Source organism: Paracoccus sp. TOH, assembly GCF_030388245.1.
GTDB classification, from domain to species: domain Bacteria; phylum Pseudomonadota; class Alphaproteobacteria; order Rhodobacterales; family Rhodobacteraceae; genus Paracoccus; species Paracoccus simplex.
In genome coordinates this window covers 1,098,992-1,119,185 of the sequence record NZ_CP098361.1, presented here as the reverse complement: position 1 = coordinate 1,119,185, position 20,194 = coordinate 1,098,992, and the positions used below count along the sequence as shown (strand labels likewise).

Sequence of the window (20,194 nt, the reverse complement as noted above, 5' to 3'; positions counted from 1 at the left end):
ACTCGTCGGGGCAATCGGGCAATGGCCGTCGGCAAAACGACGGCGGAACGGCCGTCATGGCAGGGGCGGCAGAAGGGGTAGTCACATGGCCTTTGGCGGGTTGTTTTCCACCGATATCGCGATCGACCTGGGGACGGCGAACACGCTGATCTATGTCAAGGGCAAGGGCGTCATCCTGAACGAGCCGTCGGTCGTCGCCTATCACGTCAAGGACGGCAAGAAGCAGGTCCTGGCCGTGGGCGAGGACGCGAAGCTGATGCTGGGCCGCACCCCCGGCTCGATCGAGGCCATCCGCCCGATGCGCGAGGGCGTGATCGCCGATTTCGACAGCGCCGAGGAAATGATCAAGCATTTCATCAAGAAGGTGTTCAAGCGCACCACCTTCTCGAAGCCGAAGATCATCGTCTGCGTGCCGCATGGCGCGACCCCCGTCGAGAAGCGCGCCATCCGCCAGTCGGTGCTGTCCGCCGGCGCACGGCGCGCCGGCCTGATCGCGGAACCCATCGCCGCCGCCATCGGCGCCGGCATGCCGATCACCGAGCCGACCGGCAGCATGGTCGTCGATATCGGCGGCGGCACCACCGAGGTCGCGGTGCTGTCGCTGGGCGACGTGGTCTATGCCCGTTCCGTCCGCATCGGCGGCGACCGCATGGATGACGCGCTGATCAACTACCTGCGCCGCAACCACAACCTGCTGATCGGCGAATCGACCGCCGAGCGGGTCAAGACCCAGATCGGCACCGCGCGGATGCCCGATGACGGGCGCGGCGCCACGATCATGGTGCGCGGCCGCGACCTGTTGAACGGCATTCCCAAGGAAATGGAAATCACCCAGGCCATGGTCGCCGAAGCCCTGGCCGAGCCGGTGCAGCAGATCTGCGAGGCGGTGATGGTGGCGCTGGAAGCGACGCCGCCGGACCTGGCCGCCGACATCGTCGACCGCGGCGTGATGCTGACCGGCGGCGGGGCGATGCTGGGCGAACTGGACCTGGCGCTGCGCGAACAGACCGGGCTGATGATCAGCCTGGCCGACCAGCCGATGAGCTGCGTGGCGCTTGGCACCGGCAAGGCCCTGGAGTTCGAGAAGCAGCTGCGCCACGTGATCGACTACGACAGCTGATCGGACCAGGCCCATGGCGCGCAAGGGCCCAGATTACGCGACTCCGGTCCGCCGCATCCTGGTTTCGCTGCTGGTGCTGGCGCTGCTGTCGATCTTCCTGTTCTGGCAGATCGACAGCCCGCGGGCCGAGCGGATGCGCTCGGCCTTCATCGACCGCTTCGTGCCCAGTTTCGAATGGGTGACCATGCCGGTGACCAAGCTGTCGCGCATGGTCGCGGGCTTCCAGTCCTATGCCCGGCTCTATGAGCAGAACCAGGAGCTGCGGCGCGAGCTGCAGAAGATGTCGGCCTGGAAAGAGGCCGCGGTGCAGCTGGAACAGGAAAACGCCAAGCTGCTGGCGCAGAACAATGTGCGCATCGACCCGGCGCTGACCTCGGTTTCCGGCGTGGTGATGACCGACAGCGGCACCGCCTTCCGGCAGTCGGTACTGCTGAACGTCGGCGCCCGCGACGGCATCCTGGACGGCTGGGCGACGATGGACGGGCTGGGGCTGGTGGGCCGCATCTCGGGCGTCGGGCAGACCACCAGCCGGGTGATGCTGCTGACCGATCCCTCCAGCCGCATGCCGGTGACCATCCTGCCCTCGGGCCAGCACGCGCTGCTGACCGGCGACAACACCGCCCTGCCGGCGCTGGATTTCATCGAAAGCCCGGAAAACATCCGCCCCGGCGACCGCGTGGTCAGCTCGGGCGACGGCGGCGTGTTCCCGGCCGGGCTGCTGGTCGGCCAGGTGGCGCTGGCCAGCGACGGACGGCTGCGGGTGCGGCTCGCCGCCGATTACGGGCGGCTGGAATTCCTGCGCGTGCTGCGCAGCCACCCGGCCGAGCGGCTGGCCGATACCGGGCTGCTGATCCCGCCGCCGCCGGCCGATTTCATCGGCCCGCCGATGCCGCCGGCGATGAACCTCGACACCCCCAATCCGGCCGCCGCCAATCCCGAACTCGCGGCCGAGCCCGACCCGGCCGGAGCGGCGGATGATTGAGCCGGCCCGCCGCCAGAGGTTCCTGGGCCAGGCGCTGTTCGTGATCCTGTTCCTGGCGATCCTGTTCTGGCGGCTTCTGCCGCTGGCGCCGGGCCGGATCGGCTGGCCCGGCCCGGACCTGGCGCTGTGCCTGGTGCTGGTCTGGGTGCTGCGCCGCCCCGAACAGGTGCCGGTGCTGACCATCGCCCTGCTGTTCCTGATCGAGGACATCCTGCTTTTGCGCCCCATCGGCCTGTTCGCCGCCGTGGCGGTGATGGGGACCGAAGCCGCAAGAAACCGCGAGCAGCATTGGCGCGAACTGCCATTCATGGTTGAATGGCTGCGCGTGACGATGCTTCTGGCACTGATGATGGTGGCGAACCGTTTCCTGCTGGCGATCTTCTTCCTGCCCCTGCCGCCGCTGGGTCAGGTGCTGCTGCAATTCATCGCCACGACCGGGGCCTATCCGCTGGTGGCCGGGCTGGCGGGCTGGCTGTTCGGCCTGCCCCGCAACCGTGCGGAACGTGACGCGAGGCTTCGCTGACCCATGCGCAAATCGGAACGCCAAATCGCCGAAAGCAGCCGGTCCATCACCCGCCGGGTGGTGATGCTGGGCGCGATCCAGGCGGCTGTGGTCACGGCGCTGGGGCTGAAGCTGCGCTCGATGCAGATCGAGCATGCCGACGAATACCGGATGCTGTCGGACGGCAACTCGATCAAGATCCGCCTGCTGCCGCCGGCGCGCGGGCTGATCCTGGACCGCAACGGCACCATCATCGCCGGGAACGAACAGAACTACCGCGTCACCCTGACCCGCGAGGAGGCCGGCGACGTCTCGACCGTGATCGCCCGGCTGCGCCAGATCATCCCGATGTCCGACCGCCAGGCCGCCGAGATCCTCGAGGAGATCCGCAAGCGCAGCGCCGTCGCCCCGGTGCTGGTCGCCGACCGGCTGAGCTGGGCCGAATTTTCCTCGATCGCGCTGAACGCCCCCGCCCTGCCCGGCGTCACGCCCGAGGCCGGCCTGTCGCGCAGCTATCCGCGCGCCGGCGATTTCGCGCATGTGCTGGGCTATGTCGGCCCGGTCTCGGATTACGACCTGTCGAAGATCGAGAACCCGGACCCGGTGCTGCGCCTGCCCGAGTTCCAGCTGGGCAAGGTCGGCATGGAGGCCAAGCTGGAGGAGGCGCTGCGCGGCAAGGCCGGCTCGCGCCGGGTCGAGGTGAACAGCGCCGGGCGCGAGATGCGCGAGCTGTCGCGGCAGGAAGGTCAGCAGGGCGCCACGGTGCAGACCACCCTGGACGCCGGCCTGCAGAATTTCTCCACCCAGCGGCTGGGCAGCGAAAGCGCCGCCGCGGTGGTGATCGACGTCACCAACGGCGACATCCTGGCGATCTCCTCCTCACCGGTCTTCGATCCGAACAAGTTCGTGCGCGGCATCTCGGGTCCGGATTACCGGGCGCTGATGGAGCATGACCACCGCCCGCTGGCCGACAAGACCGTGCAGGGCGTCTATCCGCCCGGCTCGACCTTCAAGATGGTGACGCTGCTGGCCGGGCTGGAAGCGGGCGTGATCAACCCCGGCTCGCGCTTCTATTGCCCCGGCTACACCCAGGTCGCCGGTCGCCGCTTCCATTGCTGGCGCCGGGACGGCCATGGCATGGTCGATGCGCAGGGCAGCCTGGAACATTCCTGCGACGTGTATTTCTACGAGCTGGCGCAGCGGGTCGGCATCGACCGCATCGCCGCCATGGCGCGCAAGCTGGGCATCGGCGTGCGCCACGACCTGCCCATGTCCGCCATCGCCGAGGGCATCGCGCCGGACCGCGCCTGGAAGAAGGCGCGCTACGACCAGGAATGGCAGATCGGCGATTCGCTGAACGCCTCGATCGGCCAGGGCTATGTCCTGGCCTCGCCGCTGCAACTGGCGGTGATGACGGCGCGGGTGGCGACCGGTCGCGCGGTCGCGCCGCGGCTGGTCAAGGCCATCGACGGCACGGTCGAGCCGGTGCCGGACTGGCCCGAGCTGGACATCAACCCGCTGAACCTGCGCACGGCACGGGGCGGGATGGATGCGGTGATGAACAGCAGCCGCGGCACCGCCCGGCGGGCGCGGATCATCGCGCCGGAATGGCAGATGGCCGGCAAGACCGGCACCTCGCAGGTGCGAAACATCACCGCCGCCGAGCGGGCGCGCGGCGTGATCTCGAACGACCAGCTGCCCTGGAACCGGCGCGACCATGCGCTTTTCGTCTGTTTCGCGCCCTATGACATGCCGCGCTATGCGGTTTCGGTGGTGGTCGAGCATGGCGGCGGCGGCTCGGCCGTGGCAGCGCCCATCGCCCGCGACATCCTGCTTTACGCGCTGGCGGACGGGCTGCCGCCGCTGTCCGCCTATCCCGAGGGCGAGCGCGCCAAGGTGCAGGAGATGTGGTCGAAGATGAACCTCGCCCCCTCGGCCCGCAAGGGCGAGGCGCGCGCAAAGGCCTGACGCATGAGCTATCTGAACTATCATGTCGCGCAGGCGCCGACCGGCTGGCGCAAGATCCTGCACCTGAACTGGCCGCTGGTCTTCCTGGTCACCGCCGTCAGCTGCATCGGCTTCCTGATGCTTTATTCCGTCTCGGGCGGCGATATCGACCAATGGGCCGGTCCGCAGATGGAGCGTTTCGCCGTCGGCATGGTGGTGATGTTCGCGCTGGCCTTCGTGCCGATCTGGTTCTGGCGCTCGATCTCGGTCGCCTCCTATGTGATCTGCGTGCTGCTGCTGGTGCTGGTCGAGGTGATGGGCCATGTCGGCATGGGCGCGCAGCGCTGGCTGGTGCTGGGGCCGATCCGCATCCAGCCCTCCGAACTGACCAAGGTGGCCTTCGTGATGACGCTGGCCGCCTATTACGACTGGTTGCCGGTCGAAAAGGTCTCGCGGCCGTTCTGGGTGCTGGTCCCGGTGGTGCTGATCCTGCTGCCGACCGGGCTGGTGCTGATGCAGCCCGACCTGGGCACCTCGATCATGCTGATCGCCGGGGGCGGCATCGTGATGTTCGCGGCCGGCGTCAGCCTGTGGTATTTCGCCGCCGTCATCGCCATTGTCGTCGCCGGCATCACCGCGGTGATGGAAAGCCGGGGCACCGACTGGCAGCTTCTGCACGACTACCAGTTCAAGCGCATCGACACCTTCCTCGATCCCGGCTCGGACCCGCTGGGCGCCGGATACAACATCGCCCAGGCGCAGATCGCGCTGGGATCGGGCGGCTGGTCGGGGCGCGGCTTCATGCAGGGCACGCAGTCGCGGCTGAACTTCCTGCCCGAAAAGCACACCGACTTCATCTTCACCTCGCTGGCCGAGGAGTTCGGATTCGTCGGCGCCGGCTCGCTGCTGATGCTCTATGTGCTGATCCTGGGCTTCTGCATGTATTCGGCGCTGACCAATCGCGACCGGTTCGCCAGCCTGATGACCATCGGCATCGCCGGCACGTTCTTTCTGTATTTCTCGATCAACATGGCCACGGTGATGGGCATGCTGCCCGCCAAGGGTTCGCCCCTGCCGCTGGTCAGCTATGGCGGAACCTCGCTGATGATCCTGCTGATGGCCTTCGGCATCGTGCAATCGGCCCATGTCCACCGGCCGCGGGGCTGAGGCGATGCGGGTGCTGTTCGCCGCCCCCGCCCGGCTCTGGGACGCCTGGGCGCCCGCGCTTCGCGCCGCCTGCCCCGAGATGGAGCTGTGCCGCGCCGGCGATCCGGCCGGCTTCGACGCGCTGATCTACGCGCCGGGCTATCCCGAGGACGGCCGCATACTGGATTTCACCCCCTTCACCCGCGCCCGGCTGGTGCAAAGCCTTTGGGCCGGGGTCGAGCGTATCGTGACCAACCCGACCCTGACGCAGCCGCTGTGCCGGATGGTCGATCCGGGGCTGGCGCTGGGCATGGTGGAATACTGCGCCGGCTGGACGCTGCGCGCGCATCTGGGCATGGACCGCTACGCGCAGGACGGCGTCTGGCGCAACCACCTGACCCCGCCCTTGGCCGCCGGGCGCGGCGTGACCGTGCTGGGCATGGGAGAGCTGGGCCGGGCGGTGGCCCTGGCGCTGGCGAACCTCGGCTTCCGCGTCACCGGCTGGTCCGGGTCGGGCCGCCCGGTGCCGGGGATCGCGGTCCTGCCCGGCGCGGCCCTGCCCGAGGCGCTGCGCCGCGCCGAGATCCTGATCTGCCTGCTGCCCGACACGCCCGGAACGCGCGGCCTGCTTGGCGCCGAACGGCTGGCCATGCTGCCCAGGGGCGCCACCGTCATCAATGCCGGGCGCGGCACGCTGATCGACGAACAGGCGCTGCTGGCCGCGCTGGATGCGGGCCTGGGCCATGCCGTGCTGGACGTGTTCCAGACCGAGCCGCTGCCGCCCGATCATCCTTTCTGGGGCCATCCGCAGGTGACGGTGACGCCGCATGTCTCGGCCGAGACCCGGCCCGAAACCGCCGCCGCCGTCGCGGCCGAGAACCTGCGCCGCGCCATGCGGGGCGGGTCGCTTCTGCATCTGGTGGACCGGGCCCGCGGCTATTGACGCGCGGGTTTGCCGGCATCGGCGCGGCATGGTATCCGGGGGGCGCGGCCCCGCCGCCCTGCCCTTTTGCGCAACTTGCGCGGGCAAGGCGCCGGCGGATAACGAAAGCGGATGGAAACGGCCTTGGCCGATGGAGCGATTTCGATGACGATCACCCCTGTTCTTCTTGCCGGCGGTTCGGGCACCCGGCTCTGGCCCGTCTCGCGCAAGAGCTTTCCCAAGCAGTTCGCGCCGCTGGTGGGCGAGGAAAGCCTGTTCCAGGCCTCGGCCCGGCGGCTTCACGGTCCACGCTACGGCGCGCCGCTGGTGATGACCAATGCCGATTTCCGCTTCATCGTCGCCGAGCAGCTCGACCAGATCGGCATCGCGCCCTCGGCCATTCTGATCGAACCCGCCGGCCGCAACACCGCCCCCGCCATTCTGGCCGCCGCGCTGACCGCCGCCGAGCAGGATCCGGATGCGGTGCTGCTGGTGGCGCCCTCGGACCATGTGGTGCCCGATGCCGCGGCCTTCGGCCGCGCCGTCGACCTGGGCCTGCCGGCAGCGACGGCCGGCCGCATTGTCACCTTCGGCATCACCCCGACCCGCCCCGAGACCGGCTATGGCTACATGGAGGCCGAAGCGGCCGGCGAAGGCCCGGTCACGCTGAAGCGCTTCGTCGAAAAGCCCGATGCCGGGAAGGCGGCGCAGATGATCGCGCAGGGCAATTTCCTGTGGAACGCCGGGATCTTCCTTTTCGCCGCCCGCACCATGATCGAAGCCTTCGAGGCCCATGCGCCGGAATATCTCGACCCGGTCAGGGCAGCGCTGGCCGAGGCCCATGCCGACCTGGGCTTCCTGCGGCTGGCGCCCGAACCCTGGGAGCGCCTGCCCGACCGCTCGGTCGATTACGCGGTGCTGGAAAAGGCCGAGAACCTGTCGGTGGTGCGCTTCTCGGGGCATTGGTCGGATCTGGGCGGCTGGGACGCGGTCTGGCGCGAGACGCAAGAGGCCGTCCCGGCCGAGCGCGGCGCCGTGACCGACGACCGCTCGACCGCCATCGACTGCGACAACGTGCTGCTGCGCTCGCAGGACGAGGGGATGGAGGTGGTGGGCATCGGCCTGACGGACGTGATGGTCGTGGCCACCAAGGACGCGGTTCTGGTCGCCGGCATGGACCGCGCGCAAGAGGTCCGGCAGGCGGTCTCGGCGCTGAAGGAAAAGGGCGCCCGTCAGGCCGAGAGCTTCCTGCGCGACCATCGGCCCTGGGGCTGGTTCGAGACCCTGGCGCTGGCCGACCGCTTCCAGGTCAAGCGCATCGTGGTCAACCCGGGCGGCGCGCTGTCGCTGCAATCGCATTTCCACCGCTCGGAACATTGGATCGTGGTCTCGGGCACCGCACGGGTGACGGTGAACGACACGGTGACGCTGGTGACCGAGAACCAGTCGATCTACGTGCCGCTGGGCGCCGTGCACCGGATGGAGAATCCCGGCAAGGTGCCGATGGTGCTGATCGAGGTGCAGACCGGCGCCTATCTGGGCGAGGACGACATCGTGCGCTACGAGGATGTCTATTCCCGCGACTGATCGCGGTTTCGTGCCCGAGGCATGGCTTGCGGCAAGGATACGCGCCGTCTAACCATGGCGCGCATGGGGCGTGACGCGATGATGAAATCCCTGATCCCGGCCGTGGCGCTGGTCCTGGCCACCGCGCTTGGCGCGCGGGCCGACAGCCTGACCGTTCAGCTGCGCGGCCCGGCCCTGGCCGAATCCGCCGGCTTCCTGGTGGCCGAGGCCCGCGGCTTCTATGCCGAGGAAGGGCTGGAGGTGGACCTGCGTCCCGCCGACGACGCGCCGCCCTTCGAGGCGCTGGCGCGGGGCGCGGCCGACATGGCCGTCGCCTGGATGCCGCCGGCGCTGGTCGCGCGCGAGAACGGCCTGCCGCTGGTCAATGTGGCGCAGATCTTTTCCCGCCCCGCCCTGCGGCTAACCTGCCGGGCCGATGCCGGCGTCGCCTCGGCCGCCGACCTGCGCGGCAAGACGCTGGGCAGCTGGTTCGGCGGCACGGAATACCCGCTGCTCGCCTGGGTGAACCGGCTGGGGCTGAAACCCGATGACAGCCTCGAAGGCGTGGCGCTGCTGGCACAATGGCCGGGGGCCGAGATGCTGCGCCACAAGCAGGCCGCCTGCATCAGCACGCTGAGCTATGACCCCGCCGAGGGCGCGGGGCTGGTGCGGCTGGACCCGCAGCATCAGGGAGTCGACCTGCTCGAGGATGGGCTTTACGTCCTGCCACAGCAGCTGGCCGATCCCGAGGCGCGCGAACGGCTGGCGCGGTTCCTGCGCGCCAGCATGCGCGGCTGGCACGAGGCCGTGGCCCGGCCCGAGGAGAGCGCCCGGCTGCTCCTGGGCCCCGATCCCGACGACGGCGCCCTGCGCCGCCAGGCCGGAATGCTGCGCGGCATCGCACCGCTGCTTTCGCCCAGCGGCGCCCTGGACGAGGCGGCATATCGCCGCACGGTCGCGGCGCTGCGCGCCGGCGGTGCCCAGGCAGTGCTGCGCCACGAGCCGAAAGACGCTTTTACCAATGAAATCAGCGATCTGGCGACGCCGTCCGAGACCACGGCCAGCACCGGGGCCAAGGCCACCCGAACCCCCTGACCCCTTGCCGCGGCGCAGCAGGCGGGGCATCACGGGGCGCATGAGCGACAATGGTTCCCCCGCCCGCCACAGCGTCATCGAGGATGCGCAAGGCCTCGCCTATGGCAGTTTCATGGCCGCCGTCGGCGTGCTGCTGCTGACGCATCTGGGCTTCGTCACCGGCCAGACCGCCGGGCTGGCGATCCTGATCTCTTATGCCACCGGCTGGGGCTTCGCGCCGGTGTTCTTCGCGGTGAACCTGCCCTTCTACTGGCTGGGCTACCGACGGCTGGGCCTGGCCTTCATGCTGAAATCCTTCATCGCCGTGGGTGCCATGTCGATTCTGGTGGCGCTGCTGCCGCACGGGCTGGAATTCGGTCCTGTCCATCCGGCGGTCGGCGCGCTGCTGGTGGGGCTGCTGACCGGCTCGGCGCTGCTGGCGCTGTTCCGCCATGGCGCCTCGCTGGGCGGGGTGGGCATCGTCGCGCTTTACCTGCAGGACGCCACCGGCTTCCGGGCCGGCTGGACGCAGCTGATCTTCGACGCGCTGATCTTCGCCGTGGCGCTGACGCTGCGCGACGAGACGACCGTGGCCTGGTCCTTCCTGGGCGCGCTGGTGCTGAACCTGGTGATCGCCATCAACCACCGCCGCGACCGTTACATCGTCTGAGCGGCGGCTAGGCCGCCACCCCCAGCGCGCGCTTGACGTTCGCGGTCCAGCCCAGCAAGCGCTTGTCGTCCTGGACGATGGCCGGGCGCTTCATCAGCGAGGGCTTGGCCGACAGCATCTGCAAGGGCGTGCCGGCGCGTTCCGCCTCGGACATGCCGCGCCAGGTCAGGCTGGCGCGGTTGACCAGCTTCTCGCCGAAATCCGCGATCATGCGCCGCCATTCGTCCTGATCCAGCGGCGCCTTGGCGACGTCGCGGAACTCGACCTGCCAACCCGCCGCCTCCAGCTCGGCCTGCGCCTTCTGGCAGGTCGAGCAATGGCCAAGGCCATACATGCTGAGCCGCCCCGCCATCAGACCAGCGGAACCAGGGGCACGCCGCAGCCCGCAAGGGCCAGCAGGACGCTGAAGAAGGGAACTAGTCGCAAGATCGGGCTCCTTTGCCGGTTGGGGGTCTCAATGCTGGGCGTCATGCAGCCGGGCCCGGATGCGCCGCATGCCCAGCCAGACGCTCAGCACCGCGATCGGGGTCAGCGCGGCGATCAGCACCGCCTTGTCGACATGCAGCGCATGGGCCAGCGGATAAAGCGCATAGCCCAGCAGCCCGACGGCGTAATAGCTGATCGCCACGACCGACAGCCCCTCGACCGTGTGCTGCAGCCGCAATTGCAGGTCGGCGCGGCGATCCATGCGCTGCATCAGCTCCTGGTTCTGGGCGCTGCGCTGCACATCGACGCGGGTGCGCAACAACTCGCCCGCGCGCTCGCTGCGGTCCAGCATGGCGGCCAGCCGCTTCTCGGCCGATTTCACCGTGCGCATGGCCGGGTGATAGCGGCGGGCCATGAATTCGGTCAGCATCTGCCCGCCCATGAAGCGCGATTCGCGCAGCGAGGTGACGCGGTCCATGACGATCGCCTCATAGGCGGCGGTGGCGCCGAAGCGGAAGGCCTGCTGCGTGGCCGTGCGCTCCAGCCGGGCCGAAACCATCAGCAGATCGTGCAGCACCGCATCGGCCGGGCGGGAATCGTCGCTCATGCCCTGGAGGATGTCGTTGAGCTTGGGGTCCAGCGCGTTCAGCTGTTCGGTCAGCTGCCGGGCGCCGCCCAGACCCAGCATGGACATGGCGCGATAGGTTTCCAGGTCGGTCAGCCGCTGCACCATGCGGCCGATGCGGCCCGATTGGGTGCCGGGCTTGACGAACAGCGCAAAGCGCATCCAGCCGTCCGGGTCGATGCGGAAATCGCCCGCGACCACCGCCGCCTCCTCGAGCACCCAGACCGAGGCGAGGCTGTCGGCGGCGAACCATTCCCTGAGCCGCGGCATGATCTCGGCCGGGTCGTCGGGCAGAAAATCGATCTGGATCATCACCGCGGCGATGCGCTTGCCCGGCGCATGATGCTGCCAGTCGTCGGGAAAGATCGCCCCGGCCGAGGGATCGAAGGGCCGCGGCGGCAGCCCCGGCGCAAAGGCGGCATAGGTCACGAATTCGGTATGGCTTTCCCAGCGCAACTGCTGCCGGCCCAGCTGCGCCGCGTAATGGCCGGCGCTGGCATCGGGATGCGGCGCGCCGTGGCGGGCGCAAAGCTCGGCCAGATGCGCCACGTCGCGCCTCCGGTCGCGATTGGCGGCGTCGCGCGGTTCCTTGATGGCCAGGAACACCGCCGTGCACGGCGCCTTCAGGCGCGGCGAAGGCCGGGCGTGAAGCTCGTTCACCAGGGCATAGCGCAGCGGATGTTCGTCATCGTCGGTCATGCCCGCATGTTTAGCGGGCGGCGTCTTTCCCGCAACAGGAAAGCCCAAGGATGCTGTCGATCTTGCAAATCTGCCACGGCTTCGAGGCGATGGACCGGGCCGCATCAGCACTTCGTGAAGGCCGACGTCATTGCCCGGCAGCGGCAAGACGGGCAAAATAAGGCAAAACACCGGATCGAGGGCATCGCATGACAGCTTGGCTGGGTCGTCTCATCGCCATGGCGCTTATCCTGGGACTCGCCGCCTGCGCGCCCAGCAAGTTCAAGACCTATTCCGGCCCGCCGGTCACGCAGATCGTGGTCAACAAGGGCGCGCGGCAGATGCTGCTGCTCAGCGGCAATACCGTGCTGAAGGCCTATCGCATCGGGCTGGGCAACGAGCCCATCGGCCACAAGCAGTTCGAAGGCGACGGCAAGACCCCCGAGGGGCTTTATTACATCGACCGCCGCAACCCCGACAGCCGCTACCACCTGTCGATCGGCGTCTCCTATCCGAACGTGCAGGATTCGGCGTTGGCGGCCTCGCTGGGACGCAGCGCCGGCAGCGACATCTTCATCCACGGCCAGGGCCCCGAGGGCCAGACACTGTCCAGGCTGCGCTCCGACTGGACCGCCGGCTGCATCGCCGTCACCGACGAGGAGGTCGAGGACATCTATTCCATGGTCCGCGACGGCACGCCGATCCTGATCACGCCCTGAACCGGTTCAGCCGCCGGGCGAAGTCATCGCCAGACTCACGCCTTTCACTTGTATGGCAGACCTGTGCAAAAGGGCAGATACAAATCCGCGCCGTGAAGGATTACCAGATTGGATGCGTCCAATTTTATCTTTCCGAGTCACCACCGCCATGTATCTGCCCCCCATCATCCATGATGCGCTGATCGATTCAGCCGAGACCGAGGGCTATGTGCCCGGCGTCATCGAAAGCGTCATGCGTTTCGGGCCGCATTCCCGCTGGCGGGCCGGGCTGATCGTGAAAAGCTCGGCCGCGCGGTCGCAAGCCCTTGCCACGCGCTGCGCGCTGCTGATCCCGCGCAAGGGCAGGCGCACCCGCAAGCTGGCGGTGCATCCCGCCCTGCCTGCCGAGGTCATCAAGTCGATGCTCGACGCCACCTGACGGCGGCGGTAACGCCAAAAGAAAAGCGGGCCTTCCGGCCCGCTTTGCTGTTTTTTTGCCGTGCTGGGTTCACTCGATCATGGGCAGGAGCTGGTCGAGGGACTTTTTGGCGTCGCCATAGAACATGCGGGTGTTCTCCTTGTAGAACAGCGGGTTCTCGATGCCGGAATAGCCGGTGCCCTGGCCGCGCTTGCTGACGAACACCTGTTTCGCCTTCCAGACCTCCAGCACCGGCATGCCGGCGATGGGGCTGTTCGGGTCCTCCTGCGCCGCCGGGTTCACGATGTCGTTCGAGCCGATCACGATCACCACGTCGGTATTCGGGAAATCCTCGTTGATCTCGTCCATCTCCAGCACGATGTCATAGGGCACCTTGGCCTCGGCCAGAAGCACGTTCATGTGCCCGGGCAGCCGCCCCGCCACCGGGTGGATGGCGAAGCGCACGCTCTTGCCCTGGGCGCGCAGCTTGCGGGTCAGCTCCGACACCGATTGCTGCGCCTGCGCCACCGCCATGCCATAGCCCGGCACGATGATGATCTCGTCGGCCTCGTTCAAGGCCGCCGCCACGCCGTCGGCGTCGATCGCCACCTGCTCGCCCTCGATCTCCATCGCCGGGCCGGTCTCGCCGCCGAAGCCGCCCAGGATCACGCTGACGAAGTTGCGGTTCATCGCCTTGCACATGATGTAGCTCAGGATCGCACCCGAGGAGCCGACCAGCGCGCCCACCACGATCAGCAGGTCGTTGCCCAGCGTGAAGCCGATCGCCGCCGCCGCCCAGCCGGAATAGCTGTTCAGCATCGACACCACCACCGGCATGTCGGCGCCGCCGATGCCCATGATCAGGTGATAGCCGATGAAGAAGGCCAGCAGCGTGATCAGCACCAGCCACAGCACCGGCGCCCCGGTGGTGCAGTAAAGGACGACCGCCAGCAGCGACAGAGCCGCCGCGCCGGCATTCAGCGCGTGCCCGCCGGGCAGCTTGCGGGGCTTGCCGTCGATCCTGCCGGCCAGCTTGCCGAAGGCCACGATCGAGCCGGTGAAGGTCACCGCGCCGATGAAGATCCCCAGCGCCACCTCGACCTTGAGCATGGCGATCTCGGCCGGGGTCTTGTGCGCCAGCACCGCGGCGAAGCCGTGGAACTCGGCCGCCGCGTCGGCGGCGCGGGCGCGCAGCACCCGCGAGAGCTCGAACTGGGCGTTGAAGCCGATCAGCACCGCGGCCAGGCCGACCAGGCTGTGCATGGCCGCGACCAGCTGCGGCATCTCGGTCATCTGCACCCGCTTGGCCACGACCCAGCCCACGGCGCCGCCGATGGCCAGCATGATCAGCGTCAGCCCCCAATTGCCGTAGCCCGGCCCGATCAGCGTCGCGACCACGGCCAGCGCCATGGCCGCGATGCCGTACCAGACCGCGCGCTTGGCGCTTTCCTGACCCGAGAGCCCGCCCAGGGACAGGATGAACAGCACGGCCGCGACCACATAGGCGGCGGTGGTGAATCCGTATTCCATGCGCCCTCTCCCCTTACGACTTCTGGAACATGGCGAGCATCCGGCGCGTGACCAGGAAGCCGCCGAAGATGTTGACGCCCGCCATCAGCACCGACAGCGCCGCCAGAGCCACCACCAGCCAGCCGCCCGAGCCGATCTGCAAGAGCGCGCCGACGATGATGATCGAGGAGATGGCGTTGGTGATCGCCATCAAGGGCGTGTGCAGCGAATGGCTGACGTTCCAGATCACCTGGAAGCCGACGAAGACCGCCAGCACGAAGACGATGAAATGCGACAGGAACGATGCCGGGGCGAACAGCCCGACCAGCAGCATCAGCGCCGCGCCCGCGCCAAGCAGCGTCACCTGCGACCGGGTCTGGGCGCGGAACGCGGCCGCCTCCTTCTCGCGCCGCTCCTCGGGGGTCAGCTCCTTCGGCTTCTCGCGCGGCTTCTGGGCGGCGATGGCCGCGACCTTGGGCGGCGGCGGCGGCCAGGTCACGTCGCCGTCAAAGGCGACGGTGGCGCCGCGGATCACGTCGTCCTCCATGTTCTGCACGATGACGCCGTCCTTGCCCGGCGTCAGGTCGGCCAGCATGTGGCGGATGTTGTTTCCATAAAGTTCCGAGGCTTGCGCGCCCATCCTCGACGGGAAATCGGTATAGCCGACGATCACCACGCCGTTTTCGGTGACGATGCGCTCGTCCGGGACGGTCAGGTCGCAATTGCCGCCGCGCTCGGCCGCCAGATCGACGATGACCGAGCCGGTCTTCATCGCCGCGACCATGTCGGCGGTCCACAGCTTCGGCGCGTCGCGGCCGGGGATCAGCGCCGTGGTGATGACGATGTCCATCTGCGGCGCCAGTTCGCGGAACTTCTCGAGCTGCTTTTCGCGGAACTCGGGCGAGGAGGGCGCGGCATAGCCGCCGGTGGCGGCGCCGTCCTGCACCTGGTCCTGGAAGTCCAGATAGACGAATTCGGCGCCCATGGATTCGATCTGCTCGGCCACTTCCGGGCGCACGTCGAAGGCATAGACCTGCGCGCCCAGGCTGACCGCGGCGCCGATGGCCGCCAGCCCGGCGACGCCGGCGCCGACCACCAGCACCTTGGCCGGCGGCACCTTGCCCGCCGCGGTGACCTGGCCGGTGAAGAAGCGGCCGAAATTGTTCGCCGCCTCGATCACCGCCCGGTAGCCGGCGATATTGGCCATCGAGCTGAGCGCATCCATCTTCTGCGCGCGCGAGATCCGCGGCACCATGTCCATGGCGATGGCGGTGACGCCCTGTTCGCGCGCCAGTTCCAGCAGCTCGGCGTTCTGCGCCGGCCAGAAATGGCTGATGAGCGTCTGGCCGCGCCGCATCTGCCGCAGCTCCGCCGGCTCGGGCGGCCGCACCTTGGTCACCACCTCGACCGCGCCGATCAGCGCCGCGGCGTCCGGCAGAACCGTCACCCCGGCCGCCTCATAGGCCGCATCGGAAAACCCCGCACGAACCCCCGCGCCAGCTTCCACGAACACCGAGTGCCCCAGCTTGCGCAGATGCGCCGCAGAGGACGGCGTCACAGAAACCCGGGCCTCCCCATCAAAACGCTCTCTCAATCCGCCGATCTTCACCAGGCGATCTCCCCTGTTAGCGACTTCCAACGTCCCCCATAGCAGAGCGCAATAATCTTTCACAAGGGCGCGACCGCGGGTCTAATCCGTAAATGTTACGCCACGTCAGAATCGTAATCGCTAACCAGAAGATGCAGCGGCGGCTCGTCCTCGACGACATTCGCGAACCTGCCGATCGGGGCTGCGAAGATATTGTCGGTCAGGTCGTCATTGACCGTCGACACCTCGCCGATCAGCACCGGCCCGCCCTCGGCCCAGAATTCGTGCCAATCGCCGGGCCGCAGGGTCACGGATTCGCCCGGCGCCAGCCGCAGCACCCCGCCCGGCGCCACCTCGCGCGCGATGCCGTCGCAATCGACCCGGCAGGGCGCAGCCCGGTCCATGCGCCCCTGCGCGTCAGAACCGCAGAGCCGGATCGCCAGCGTCGCGCCCCAGCGGTTGATGATATCCTCGGTCTTGATGACGTGGGTATGCATCGGGCTGATCTGGTTTTCCTGCGAAATCAGCAGCTTTTCGGCATAGACCATGCCGCGCCCGGCATGCAGGTCGGTCAGCCGGCCGTTGCGCAGGGTAAAGAGAAACAGGCCGAGCCGGTCGAAATCGCCCTGTCCGTAATCGGTGATGTCCCAACCCAGCCGACCGTCGCGGATGGCGGGGGTGGCGCGGGCGCGAAATTCGTCCGGGCTCCAATGCGCAAAGGGCGGCAGGTGAAAGCCCGCCCTGCCGATCAACTCGGCCGCCTCGGCCATGATCCTGTTGATGCGCGAGCGTTCCATGGGCCCCCTCCTGCTAGATCCAGCGCCTGACCCGCAGCCTATACCGGTCGTAGGCGGAACCGAAGGCGGCGGCGATCACTTCTTCCTCCTTCCGGATGAAGCGGTCCTGCAACAGCCAGACGAAGACCGGCAGCAGCGCCAGGCCCAGCGGTGCGGACAGTGCCAGCATCAGGCCGGCCAGCAGAATCACGTCGCCCAGATAGATCGGATTGCGGGAAAAGCGGAACGGCCCGGCCTCGACCAAGGCCTCGGGGCGGCGGCCGGGCATGACGGTGGTGCGGGCGCGGCGCATGGTCAGCGCCGCCCAAAGCATCAGCCCCAGCCCGGCCGCGACCAGAAGCAGGCCGGCGCCGCGCAGCAGCGGCGGCAGGTTCAGCGGCAGCAACCATCCCAGGCCCAGCCCGGCCGCTGCGAAAAGCACCAGCCAGGCCTGCGGCAGGGCGGCCAGCCGGGTCACGCCGCCTTCTGCGCCTGTTCGGCCTTGGCCTGCAGGCGGCGGGCATGCAGCACCGGCTCGGTATAGCCCGAGGGTTGCACGCGGCCCAGGAAGACCAGGTCGCAGGCGGCCTGGAAGGCCACGCCGTCATATCCGGGCGCCATCGGCCGGTATGCCGGGTCGCCGGCATTCTGGCGGTCCACCACCATGGCCATCTTGCGGAAGGCGTCCATGACCTGCCGGTCGGTGACGATGCCGTGATGCAGCCAGTTCGCCAGCGATTGCGCCGAGATGCGCAGCGTCGCCCGGTCCTCCATCAGGCCCACGTCGTTGATGTCCGGCACCTTCGAGCAGCCGACGCCCTGGTCGATCCAGCGCACCACATAGCCCAGGATGCCCTGGCAATTGTTCTCCAGCTCGCGGGCGATCTCGGCCGCGCTGTAGTTGCGGCCGCCGGCCAGCGGGATGGTCAGCAGGTCGTCGAGCCGCGCGGGCCGGCGCAACGCCGCGATCTGGGCCTGGCGGGCAAAGACATCGACCTTGTGGTAATGCGTCGCGTGCAGCGTCGCCGCGGTCGGGCTGGGCACCCAGGCGGTGTTGGCACCGGCCATGGGATGGGCGATCTTCTGTTCCAGCATCTCGGCCATCTTGTCCGGGATCGCCCACATGCCCTTGCCGATCTGCGCCTTGCCGGCCAAGCCGCAGGCCAGACCGATATCGACGTTGCGATCCTCATAGGCCGAGATCCAGGGCTGCGCCTTCATCTCGCCCTTGGCCAGCATGGCGCCTGCCTCCATCGAGGTGTGGATCTCGTCCCCGGTGCGGTCCAGGAAGCCGGTATTGATGAAGGCAACCCGATGCTTCGCGGCACGGATGCATTCCCCGAGATTGGCCGAGGTGCGGCGCTCCTCGTCCATGATGCCCAGCTTGACGGTATGGCGGGGCAGGCCCAGCACCTCCTCGACGAAATCGAAGATCTCGCAGGCGAAGGCGACCTCCTCCGGACCGTGCATCTTGGGCTTCACCACATAGATCGACCGGGTGACCGAGTTCCGGGGCCCTTCCTCGCGGTCCAGGTCGCGTTTGGCGCAGAGCGCGGTGACCATGGCGTCAAGCAGCCCCTCGTAGACCTCGTTCCCCTCGCGGTCCAGCACGGCGGGGGTGGTCATCAGATGGCCGACATTCCTGACCAGCATCAGCGCCCGGCCCTTGGCGGTGACTTCCGAGCCGTCGGGGCCGGTGAAAGTGACGTCGGGGTTCAGGCGGCGAGTGAAGGTCTTGCCGCCCTTCTCGACCTCTTCGGCCAGGGTGCCGTCCATCAGGCCCAGCCAGTTGGCATAGGCCAGCGCCTTGTCCTCGCCATCGACGCAGGCGACGGAATCCTCGCAATCCAGGATCGCCGACAGCGCCGACTCGATGACGATATCCGCGATTCCGGCCCGGTCCTGCGCGCCCACCGGCTTGGACGGATCAATCACGATGCGGATCAGCAGGCCGTTGTTCTTCAGGAAGATGTCGGTCGGCTTTCCCGCCTCGCCGCGATAACCGGCGAAGCGGCCGGTGTCGCGCAACGCGGGGACCAGCGTGCCATCCCTGACCGAGAGCGCCTCGATCCCGGCCCAGGAACCCTCGGCCAGCGGCGCGGCGGTGTCGAGAAAGTCGCGGCCCCAGGCGATCACCCGCGCCCCGCGGGCGGCGTCGTAGCCCTTGCCCTGCGGCAGGTCGCCGAGCGCATCGGTGCCGTAAAGCGCGTCATAAAGGCTGCCCCAGCGGGCGTTGGCGGCGTTCAGCGCATAGCGCGCATTGGTGATCGGCACCACCAGTTGCGGTCCGGCGATGCTGGAAAATTCCGGATCGGTCTCGGGCGTCTCGATCTGGAAATCCTCGCCCTCGGGGACCAGGTAGCCGATCTCGGTCAGGAAATCGCGGTATGCGCCGGCATCCTGCGGCTTGCCACGCTGCGCGACATGCCAGGCGTCGATGGCCGATTGCAGTTCGTCGCGCCGGGCCAGCAAGGCCCGGTTGCGCGGGCCGAACTCATGGATCAGGGCCGAGAGCCCTTCCCAGAAACGGCGCGGCTCGACGCCGCTGCCGGGCAGCGCACGCTCGTTGATGAAGGCGGCAAGCGTCTCGTCCACCCGCAATCCTGCCTTTTCCACGCGACCCATCGCACTTCCCCTTGCTTCATTGTCCGGCTGGTTTGGTGCACCGTGGTATGCCAAACCCAGCCCTGTTTCAACCGGCACCGCCCTTAAGGATTCCGCAATTCAGCATTCCAGAAAAATTGAAAATCCGCCGCCCGGGGACCGGACGGCGGCATGATCCTGCAGCCGCAGCTCAGTTGTTGGCGGGCGGCGTGGTCGTGGTGGTGGTGTCGGCCGGCGGCGGCGTCGTCGGCTCTTCGACGGTGATGGCATTGTCCACCGCCTCGCCCGCGTTCTGCATCGCCTCGCCAGCGGCATCGGCGGCGCTTTCGGCGGCATCCTGCGCGGCCGCGCCGGCCTCGCCCGCGGCATCGGCGGCGTTCTGGGCGGCTTCGCCAGCGGCATTCGCGGCATCCTCGGCCGCCTCGCCCATGGCGGCGCCGGCATTCTCGGCCGCGGTGGCGGCATCGTCGGCAGCGTCGCCGGCCGCGGTGGCGGCGGTATCGGCAGCGGTGGCAGCGTCATCCGCCGCATCCGCAGCCGCGTCGGCAGCGGGTTCGGTGGTGGTTCCGGTCACCGCCGGCGCGGTATCGGCCGGCTCGGTGGTGGTCACGGCGGCATCCTCGCCGGTGGTGCCCACCTCGCTGCTTCCCATGAAATACTGCAGCACGAAATAGGCGATCGCCAGCGCCAGCAGGATGCCGATGATCAGCGGCAGCGGCGAGGCGCGGCGCTCGACCGGCTCGACATAGTTCTCGGGCGCGGCGGCCGGGCGATGAGGATCGGTGCTTTCCGTCCGTTTCGGATCGTTCGGGTCGTAGTTGGCCATTGAGAGGTCCTCGCTCTTCTGCTTCTTGCTTGCGGCTGGGCGCCTAGGGGGCGAGGCCCCGGCTTGCGACCCGGCTATCCTGCGTCTAACACTTGGGTTTCGCACAAGTTCCCCTGT

The 20,194-nt window shown here is 68.4% G+C and carries 19 protein-coding genes; 11 read left to right on the top strand and 8 right to left on the bottom strand.

The window, feature by feature from the left end; all coding sequences use genetic code 11:
• Window positions 1-85: 85 nt before the first annotated feature.
• From NBE95_RS16145 to NBE95_RS16105, 9 genes are all read left to right on the top strand, one after another.
• Window positions 86-1,120, top strand: a complete 1,035-nt coding sequence (locus NBE95_RS16145; RefSeq protein ID WP_289895260.1) for a rod shape-determining protein — start codon at window positions 86-88, stop codon at window positions 1,118-1,120.
• Between the two features lie 13 nt (window positions 1,121-1,133).
• On the top strand, window positions 1,134-2,102 hold the full coding sequence (mreC, locus tag NBE95_RS16140; protein WP_289895259.1) for a rod shape-determining protein MreC: 969 nt from the start codon (window positions 1,134-1,136) through the stop codon (window positions 2,100-2,102).
• Window positions 2,095-2,625, top strand: a complete 531-nt coding sequence (locus NBE95_RS16135) for a rod shape-determining protein MreD (protein WP_289895258.1) — start codon at window positions 2,095-2,097, stop codon at window positions 2,623-2,625. Before mreC ends, NBE95_RS16135 begins: the two co-directional genes overlap by 8 nt.
• Window positions 2,626-2,628: 3 nt before the next feature.
• On the top strand, window positions 2,629-4,572 hold the full coding sequence (gene mrdA, locus NBE95_RS16130; protein ID WP_289895256.1) for a penicillin-binding protein 2: 1,944 nt from the start codon (window positions 2,629-2,631) through the stop codon (window positions 4,570-4,572).
• Between the two features lie 3 nt (window positions 4,573-4,575).
• A complete protein-coding gene (gene rodA, locus NBE95_RS16125; RefSeq protein WP_289895255.1) occupies window positions 4,576-5,718 on the top strand; it encodes a rod shape-determining protein RodA in 1,143 nt (380 codons plus the stop codon).
• Window positions 5,696-6,640 (top strand): glyoxylate/hydroxypyruvate reductase A, encoded by a 945-nt coding sequence (locus NBE95_RS16120; protein ID WP_289895254.1) that lies wholly within the window; start codon window positions 5,696-5,698, stop codon window positions 6,638-6,640. Before rodA ends, NBE95_RS16120 begins: the two co-directional genes overlap by 23 nt.
• 144 nt (window positions 6,641-6,784) lie before the next feature.
• Window positions 6,785-8,206, top strand: a complete 1,422-nt coding sequence (locus NBE95_RS16115) for a mannose-1-phosphate guanylyltransferase/mannose-6-phosphate isomerase (RefSeq protein ID WP_289895253.1) — start codon at window positions 6,785-6,787, stop codon at window positions 8,204-8,206.
• Between the two features lie 78 nt (window positions 8,207-8,284).
• Window positions 8,285-9,280, top strand: a complete 996-nt coding sequence (locus NBE95_RS16110; RefSeq protein ID WP_289895252.1) for an ABC transporter substrate-binding protein — start codon at window positions 8,285-8,287, stop codon at window positions 9,278-9,280.
• A gap of 40 nt (window positions 9,281-9,320) precedes the next feature.
• Window positions 9,321-9,929, top strand: a complete 609-nt coding sequence (locus NBE95_RS16105) for a YitT family protein (protein ID WP_289895251.1) — start codon at window positions 9,321-9,323, stop codon at window positions 9,927-9,929.
• A 7-nt stretch (window positions 9,930-9,936) separates the two neighbouring features.
• Here the strand turns inward: NBE95_RS16105 and NBE95_RS16100 are convergent, their stop codons facing one another.
• A complete protein-coding gene (locus tag NBE95_RS16100) occupies window positions 9,937-10,281 on the bottom strand; it encodes an ArsC/Spx/MgsR family protein (protein WP_289895250.1) in 345 nt (114 codons plus the stop codon).
• Window positions 10,282-10,383: 102 nt separating this feature from the next.
• The gene (locus NBE95_RS16095) at window positions 10,384-11,679 is read right to left on the bottom strand and encodes a DUF3422 domain-containing protein (protein ID WP_289895249.1); all 1,296 of its coding nucleotides are present in this window, start codon (window positions 11,677-11,679) and stop codon (window positions 10,384-10,386) included.
• Window positions 11,680-11,867: 188 nt separating this feature from the next.
• Here NBE95_RS16095 and NBE95_RS16090 point away from each other — a divergent pair, with 188 nt between their 5' ends.
• Together NBE95_RS16090 and NBE95_RS16085 are read left to right on the top strand one after the other, a co-directional pair.
• Complete coding sequence (locus NBE95_RS16090; protein WP_019351923.1) at window positions 11,868-12,377, top strand: L,D-transpeptidase family protein; 510 nt, start codon at window positions 11,868-11,870, stop codon at window positions 12,375-12,377.
• A gap of 148 nt (window positions 12,378-12,525) precedes the next feature.
• Window positions 12,526-12,795 (top strand): hypothetical protein, encoded by a 270-nt coding sequence (locus NBE95_RS16085; protein ID WP_289895248.1) that lies wholly within the window; start codon window positions 12,526-12,528, stop codon window positions 12,793-12,795.
• A gap of 69 nt (window positions 12,796-12,864) precedes the next feature.
• Here NBE95_RS16085 and NBE95_RS16080 read toward each other — a convergent pair whose 3' ends face one another.
• The 6 genes from NBE95_RS16080 to NBE95_RS16055 form a co-directional block, all read right to left on the bottom strand.
• The gene (locus NBE95_RS16080) at window positions 12,865-14,304 is read right to left on the bottom strand and encodes an NAD(P)(+) transhydrogenase (Re/Si-specific) subunit beta (protein WP_289894029.1); all 1,440 of its coding nucleotides are present in this window, start codon (window positions 14,302-14,304) and stop codon (window positions 12,865-12,867) included.
• A 13-nt stretch (window positions 14,305-14,317) separates the two neighbouring features.
• The gene (locus NBE95_RS16075; protein ID WP_289894028.1) at window positions 14,318-15,892 is read right to left on the bottom strand and encodes a Re/Si-specific NAD(P)(+) transhydrogenase subunit alpha; all 1,575 of its coding nucleotides are present in this window, start codon (window positions 15,890-15,892) and stop codon (window positions 14,318-14,320) included.
• Between the two features lie 95 nt (window positions 15,893-15,987).
• On the bottom strand, window positions 15,988-16,668 hold the full coding sequence (locus NBE95_RS16070; protein ID WP_289895246.1) for a D-lyxose/D-mannose family sugar isomerase: 681 nt from the start codon (window positions 16,666-16,668) through the stop codon (window positions 15,988-15,990).
• Between the two features lie 13 nt (window positions 16,669-16,681).
• Entirely contained in the window at window positions 16,682-17,125 is a 444-nt protein-coding gene (locus NBE95_RS16065; protein ID WP_289895245.1) for an isoprenylcysteine carboxylmethyltransferase family protein, read from the bottom strand.
• Window positions 17,122-19,272: a malate synthase G gene (locus NBE95_RS16060; protein ID WP_289895244.1), complete on the bottom strand. Its 2,151-nt coding sequence runs from the start codon at window positions 19,270-19,272 to the stop codon at window positions 17,122-17,124. The genes NBE95_RS16065 and NBE95_RS16060 overlap by 4 nt, the downstream gene beginning before the upstream one ends.
• Window positions 19,273-19,441: 169 nt before the next feature.
• Entirely contained in the window at window positions 19,442-20,077 is a 636-nt protein-coding gene (locus NBE95_RS16055) for a hypothetical protein (RefSeq protein WP_289895243.1), read from the bottom strand.
• Window positions 20,078-20,194 lie beyond the last annotated feature (117 nt).